The organism is Seramator thermalis (genome assembly GCF_004138125.1).
GTDB classification, from domain to species: Bacteria; Bacteroidota; Bacteroidia; order Bacteroidales; family Dysgonomonadaceae; genus Seramator; species Seramator thermalis.
On record NZ_RXHS01000027.1, the window covers coordinates 1 to 6,011 of the forward strand.

Annotated in this window: 7 protein-coding genes, 1 pseudogene and 1 CRISPR repeat array; all 8 genes and pseudogenes read right to left on the minus strand. The window is 37.7% G+C overall.

Features of this window, described 5'->3' with window-relative positions:
• The first annotated feature begins 59 nt into the window (after window positions 1–59).
• A CRISPR array of direct repeats spans window positions 60–413; the repeat unit is 47 nt; unit sequence GTTGTATCAGAATATCAAAGATATAAATTTCGAAAGCAAATCACAAC.
• Window positions 414–425: 12 nt separating this feature from the next.
• On the minus strand, window positions 426–704 hold the full coding sequence (locus EJN84_RS12010) for a DUF3987 domain-containing protein (RefSeq protein WP_129595651.1): 279 nt from the start codon (window positions 702–704) through the stop codon (window positions 426–428).
• A 513-nt stretch (window positions 705–1,217) separates the two neighbouring features.
• The gene (locus tag EJN84_RS12015; RefSeq protein ID WP_129595652.1) at window positions 1,218–1,760 is read right to left on the minus strand and encodes an HD domain-containing protein; all 543 of its coding nucleotides are present in this window, start codon (window positions 1,758–1,760) and stop codon (window positions 1,218–1,220) included.
• 51 nt (window positions 1,761–1,811) lie between these two features.
• Window positions 1,812–1,970, minus strand: coding sequence for a hypothetical protein (locus tag EJN84_RS12315; RefSeq protein ID WP_165004345.1), 159 nt, complete (start codon window positions 1,968–1,970; stop codon window positions 1,812–1,814).
• Window positions 1,967–2,332 carry a hypothetical protein gene (locus EJN84_RS12020; RefSeq protein ID WP_129595653.1) on the minus strand — a complete coding sequence of 122 codons (366 nt, stop codon included), beginning with the start codon at window positions 2,330–2,332 and terminating at the stop codon, window positions 1,967–1,969. Before EJN84_RS12020 ends, EJN84_RS12315 begins: the two co-directional genes overlap by 4 nt.
• Window positions 2,333–2,336: 4 nt before the next feature.
• Window positions 2,337–3,182: a GIY-YIG nuclease family protein gene (locus tag EJN84_RS12025; RefSeq protein WP_129595654.1), complete on the minus strand. Its 846-nt coding sequence runs from the start codon at window positions 3,180–3,182 to the stop codon at window positions 2,337–2,339.
• A 128-nt stretch (window positions 3,183–3,310) separates the two neighbouring features.
• Window positions 3,311–4,318: pseudogene (locus EJN84_RS12580) on the minus strand (nucleotidyl transferase AbiEii/AbiGii toxin family protein).
• On the minus strand, window positions 4,311–4,916 hold the full coding sequence (locus tag EJN84_RS12035; RefSeq protein WP_129595655.1) for a DUF6088 family protein: 606 nt from the start codon (window positions 4,914–4,916) through the stop codon (window positions 4,311–4,313). The pseudogene EJN84_RS12580 and the gene EJN84_RS12035 overlap by 8 nt, the downstream one beginning before the upstream one ends.
• A gap of 119 nt (window positions 4,917–5,035) precedes the next feature.
• The gene (locus EJN84_RS12040; protein WP_129595656.1) at window positions 5,036–5,380 is read right to left on the minus strand and encodes a hypothetical protein; all 345 of its coding nucleotides are present in this window, start codon (window positions 5,378–5,380) and stop codon (window positions 5,036–5,038) included.
• Between the last annotated feature and the right edge of the window lie 631 nt (window positions 5,381–6,011).

Genomic DNA, 6,011 nt, shown 5'->3' on the forward strand with positions numbered 1-6,011 from the left:
AGATATAAATTTCGAAAGCAAATCACAACATCACGTGAATGGGCTTGCGAGCGAGGAAAGTTGTATCAGAATATCAAAGATATAAATTTCGAAAGCAAATCACAACAAAACCTCATGTTACCTTCATTTCCTTATGTTGTATCAGAATATCAAAGATATAAATTTCGAAAGCAAATCACAACCGCTAATTCTTGAATCCATCGGCACGATTGGTTGTATCAGAATATCAAAGATATAAATTTCGAAAGCAAATCACAACCATAATAGTTTTTGTAAATGTCCCAATAAGGTTGTATCAGAATATCAAAGATATAAATTTCGAAAGCAAATCACAACCGCTAATTCTTGAATCCATCGGCACGATTGGTTGTATCAGAATATCAAAGATATAAATTTCGAAAGCTAATCACAAAAGTATCTTTATATCAATGAGTTGTCAGTTGGCGGCGAATAGGTTCGACGAGGTGTCGGCAAAGCGTCAGACGTCCTTTGCCGGCAGAGGCTTGGGCGGTAACGAACAGAAGAAGATTGGGAAACATTTCGCGACCTCCATAAATGCCGTAAACATTGGGCAGACAGGCAGAAAAGGTTGTGAGGCTGCCCGGCAAAAGCAAGTCGGCATCTTCGAGCGAAACGGCTTTAGCCGCGATTTGCGAAAGCAAAGAGGGCAGTAAGTCTGTGACCGATTCGGAAAAAGTAGGCATTTGTTCGGAATCGAAATCCTCAATTTCCTCACCTGAGGATATTGAGGATTCTGCGGAAATGGGGAAATGGCAGATTTTGGGACAGAGCCCGGAGGGGAGAGTTTTGAAGCCGCCGAAACGCTTACGAACAATCGACTTTCTCCCTTATGTTTCATCCGGCATGTCGCAGAAAAATGCAAGCCACAAAGTTCTGATAATTAATTCGTTTATCCAACAAAAGCCGTGTACTACAATTGAGAAGTAGAAAATTACGGAGATTCATTATCAGCAACTTATATTTATACACCTGCTGAATTATAACTGGAAAGATATAAAATAACGACGTTTTTAACTATAATTTAACTCTTTTGAGGTGCGGCCGGGAAAGTTGGGTTAAAATAGAGTTAAAAGGATCCAACCTAAGAAAAAAATGTAATTTTGTCAGATTCCTTTGTTCTTTGAAATAAAACCATCAAGAGGGGTCAATATTGCCGGAACGAGGTGTCAACATCACCGGAATATCCAGAAATACAACTAAATTATATAATCTTGATATTCCACTATCTTTCCAGCAAGCCGATTTTCAAGGTATTCATTAGCACCATGTAATTCTTTGAGAATATAGTTTGCTTCCAATAAATAACTTGCTTTTCTCAATTTGTTCCAATGAGAAGGTGGCGGCTGTAAATTGGTAATACGGTCAGCCAGTTTTACCGCCCAGACTTCTTTTCCGCATTGCTTAATTCTTGAAATACAGTCAGACATTTGATCTTCTTTGGGCAAAACATCTCTTTTGGTCAATGCCAAAACACTAGTTGCAACTTCATTTCCAAATTCATTTGCCAATTCTTCAACTGTTATATGGGTATCTTCCAAAATATCATGCAACAAAGCTACTTGTATTGCGAATTCGGTATCAAATTCTTCGGTATGCGAAGCAGCAACCAGTATTTCCATAGCCACATTACTCAAATGTACTGCATAGGGTATTATACTGCCGGGTAAAGTTTGCTGCAATTCAGCATGTTTTTCAGCGGCATAGCGAATAGCTTTTTGATAGATGTCTTGAATACTCATATTAGCGAATTTTAGGATATTGGGGAATTTTGGGGAAATGGCGATTCCAAACTAATCAGTTATAACTTCATCAAAATCACCTAAGTCAAAATCTTCCTTTAAGTTACCTTTAAAGATTGCATTTAATCCGTCTTTTCTCGAAACATAGTCTTGATTTACAAAATATTCAAGATTAAAACCGCCAACTTCAATTTTATAGACTTTCTTCATGGAATCTCGACATTTTCATATTCGAAAAATAGCCGGGCTTTCAGCTCTTGTTCAAGCAAAATAATAAGCTGTTCTTCAGAAAGAAACATATTCAGAAAAACGATCAAATCACTTTCCGGCTCACCAGTCCTTATAAAATTGATATAAAATTCCAATGTATCCTTTAAGCTACGTAATGTATGTTCGCTTCTGTCCTCCTTATATGTGTTTATAGCAAAGCGTAAATCCCCACCTTCATGTATATAGAGGGCTAAATTGAGGAGTTTTTGTTCGACAGGAATGGATTTAAACTCATGGCAATAACTATCAAAATAAGTTTTTCTGACAATCCACTCAAAATATTTATTTTTAAGCTCTTCCATAATCTTAATTATTACAATAGCCAAAACTGATTGCTCCTAATTTCTTTTTAAAAAGTGATTCTTCTTTGATTGCCTGATCAGCAGATATGTTTATGGGGAGAATATGCAAGATTGAATACGTGAAATTGTCAGCATACTTTGGGTCAGATTCAATCAATTTTTTAAGAGATGCATTGTTCCCATGACCGTTAGTTTGTACATACACTTCCCAACGCCCCCAAATTCCCTGTCGGTTATAAGTTGAACCGATATAAATTTTCCCTGTTTTGTTATCCAGAATTGCATAAATGCAATTGACAGCCGAGAGCATACGTTTCCATTCGGGATAACCACTATTTATAATATTCTTCAACTCACTGAATTTTAATATAACGTTTGGATAACCCGGAAAGGCATTTTCAAAACCAGGCACAATTTCAATGATTTCTTTTTCGTTGTGAATGCCCTGACACCATGACAAAGTGCCTTTACCCCAATCAACAATTACATTGTTTTTTAGGTATTTAAATCCATCAACTCCAGACATTTTGTAATAAAATGGAGAAAACGGGTCGTTAGTTATTGTTTCCTCAATACGGTACACCCCGAGAAAACGGGATTTAGTTCCTTCTTCGCCAAGAAATGATACAATATATTGTGCCCCTTTAAATTTATCATCGGCTTGTTCAGCTTGATATTCCAAAAATAATTTGGGTTTATAACGATACATATCATAAAGTGATTCCGTGTATTGAACACCTCTAATAGTTTTAATTTCCCGATTGTCTTTGTGTCTTACCAAGAGAATCTTGTCATCTTTATTTAGCCCTCTGTTGAAAAGGAGTTCCTGAATTGTTATTTTCTTTTCCATAAGTATCTTTCTATATTAATTCACACTATTTACCAACAAATCTACAAATAATTTTTCGATCATCATTGCATAGTTATTTCCCGTTTTAAATAAATGGGGATATTGGGGATTTTGAGGCATTTCGAAAGTTACCAATCCATGTGGTTTATCCTTTCATTCAGTTGTTTTATCTTATCTATCAGCTTGTTGAATGGCAATGATTCGCCGTAAATCATTGTTTCGCGCATTGTTTCGTAATCCTCTTTCCACTCGGAAATGATATTATCGGGCGGAACAATTTTTATTGTTTTCGGTGCAAGTGTATCATAATCAAAATCTTTTAAGCCAACGAATATCCGACGGTGTTCGACAACAGAATGGTATAAATTTTTGTCGTTGAGCGCATTTTCAGAAATTCCCGCATCGTCTAACTTGGATACATCGTACAAATGACGGCTCATTCGCTCGGTACGCACAAATTCCCGGGATCTTGCGAATTCCTCGTGTAACAGGCAAATTTTTTCTAAAAATGTGCGTTCCGGCACGACGGCATTCACCTCAAACGGCTTATTTGCAAAAGAGATATCGGGAAACTCTTTATCTACTATGGATTGCAAATCGATTTTCTGCAACGGTTCATTCATTGAACGCCCACTGACTTCAATTTTTACAATCGGTTTTACATAATTGCTTTCAGAGAAAAGCGACTTATAATGAATTTCGATTATTTCGGGGTCGGTAGTGGTTACCGGCGTTATATTGACTTTTACGGTAAATAAGTCGGAATTTATTCACTGATTTTCAAGTTGTTTCGCTATATCAAACTGTAATTTATCACGGACAAAAGAACAGGCGGCACGACGCAATTTGTCGCTAATCTGCGTTTTTGACAGCTTCCCGTCAAAACCGAGAAAACCACGATTTACTGCAATGTCGATGTCCTCCGAAAACCGTTCTATCAGGTTGTAACACTTACTCGAAGAAGTGCCACCTTTGAAAGATAAATGATCGGAGTACGGTAACGCAAACAGTGCCTGCAGAACTGCCGTAACCCACACATCTTTTTCAACTGACGTCGGGATTATTTTTAGATTTTTAGCGGCTGTTTCTATCGCGTTTATTTGTCTTCTCTCACTGATTTTGAAAAAGTTATTCATCTTGCAGTAATTTTAGAATGCTGTTTTTAACCCATGCAGGCGCAAGAGTGAGGTCGTGAATAATGATTTCCTGTTTCTCGTTCTGCAATAATTTTTTAATTTGAGCCAGCTGTTCGGCAGTGGCTTTGTTTTCGCCAATTTCGCGCAATGCAAAAACCACAAGAGAAACCAATTTGCTTTTGAAAGAAAGGTATTTGGGTGTGGTTTTTTTGAATTTTATACTTGCTTTGCCTTCAATATTTATCATTCTTGGTGTACCGTCTGTGAGGAAAACCACGCGCATAGGCACTTGAGTTGAAAGCCCCAAAGCGTTAAGAGCATAGGCTCCTGTCGGGATAATCCGTGCTTTTTCCTGTTTGGCGATTGCTTTGGCGATTTTTTCGATTGAGGGGTATATTATGCCGATTTCTTTGTCAATTTCGGGGTACAAATATATGCCAGCCGAAAGTCGAATTAAAAGGCCACTTTTACACAATCGCGAAAAGGTGTGCCGTACGGCTACATCTGTGCCGTAATCGGTAAAATCAGACAAAAAAATTATTTTCCCTCGCTTACCCTTTTTTATTTCGTTTTCTATTTTATTATGAGTAGATTGCATATAATATTATTTTGATATATTGGCACAAAATAATGCTTTTTTTGTGCCATATTTCACGTTTCAAAGATACGATTTATTTTTGACTTGGCGAGCAATCGGAAAAAGTTGCAGAATTTTTTTTACAGAAACCAGAGGTTGTCTTTGCCGATTGTGTCGGGGATACTGCCGTTGGAGAAATAGGGGGCTATCTGCGCGACCGCCATAAATGTCGTAAACATTTGGCAGACTGGCCGAAAAGGTTGTGAGGCTGCCCAATAAAAGCAAGTCGGCATCTTCGGGGAAACGGCTTTAGCCGCGATTTGCGAAAGCAAAGAGGGCAAAAAGGAACTGACCGATTCGGAAAAAGTGGGCATTTGTTCGGAATCGAAATCCTCAATATCCTCAATATCCTCAGCTGAGGATATTGAGGATATTGAGGAAATGGCAGATTTTGGGACAGAGTCCCATTCGTTCAAGTTTAGCATCAGCGTAACTTGGATGCAAGACGACAGGCAGTTTGGAAACTACCGTTGTTTCCGACACAAGTTTGAAAACTTGTGTTATAACTTTGGAAGAAAAGAAGAAATGGAAAGTTAAAGAATGAATTACAAGTTACCAATTTCGAATTAGGAATTTCCATTCCGGCAGTTCCGGACGGAGGAGGTAAATCGTCAAACAGAGAAATATCATAACCCCTGTGCTGCCTGACGGCAGCACTTGTCCCCTTATCTTAAGGGGACTGTTTAGATGGTGTGATCCCATAATTGAGAATTAACAAGAAATAGAGAAATAAGAAATTCAATCCTGTAGGTTTATTTTTGCCGTCGAAGATATTTATCAATGCCGCGACAATAGTTCTGCCTTTCAGGCAGTATATGTTTGTTGTATCTTTTCCTCAGGTCGGCGACCTGCGGTTATGAAGGTTATTGCCTTTCAGGCAAAAGTAAGCCAATGAATTGAAAGCTTCCACTGCAATGGATTTCTGTATTCAATAGTTCGGTAAATATTCAATTAACTAATTAATATTCAATGTTTTATATAACAAAGTTTAACATAGAAAATAAGGTTAAGTAGCTGATTATCAGTATCTTTATAGTAATTCCAAACACTGTAAAG

What these genes read in the sequence shown, in the direction of transcription:
- EJN84_RS12010 (WP_129595651.1), bottom strand. Translation starts at nt 704, where the DNA reads ATGCCTACTTTTTCCGAATCGGTCACAGACTTACTGCCCTCTTTGCTT.
- EJN84_RS12015 (WP_129595652.1), bottom strand. Translation starts at nt 1,760, where the DNA reads ATGAGTATTCAAGACATCTATCAAAAAGCTATTCGCTATGCCGCTGAA.
- EJN84_RS12315 (WP_165004345.1), bottom strand. Translation starts at nt 1,970, where the DNA reads ATGAAGAAAGTCTATAAAATTGAAGTTGGCGGTTTTAATCTTGAATAT.
- EJN84_RS12020 (WP_129595653.1), bottom strand. Translation starts at nt 2,332, where the DNA reads ATGGAAGAGCTTAAAAATAAATATTTTGAGTGGATTGTCAGAAAAACT.
- EJN84_RS12025 (WP_129595654.1), bottom strand. Translation starts at nt 3,182, where the DNA reads ATGGAAAAGAAAATAACAATTCAGGAACTCCTTTTCAACAGAGGGCTA.
- EJN84_RS12035 (WP_129595655.1), bottom strand. Translation starts at nt 4,916, where the DNA reads ATGCAATCTACTCATAATAAAATAGAAAACGAAATAAAAAAGGGTAAG.
- EJN84_RS12040 (WP_129595656.1), bottom strand. Translation starts at nt 5,380, where the DNA reads ATGCTAAACTTGAACGAATGGGACTCTGTCCCAAAATCTGCCATTTCC.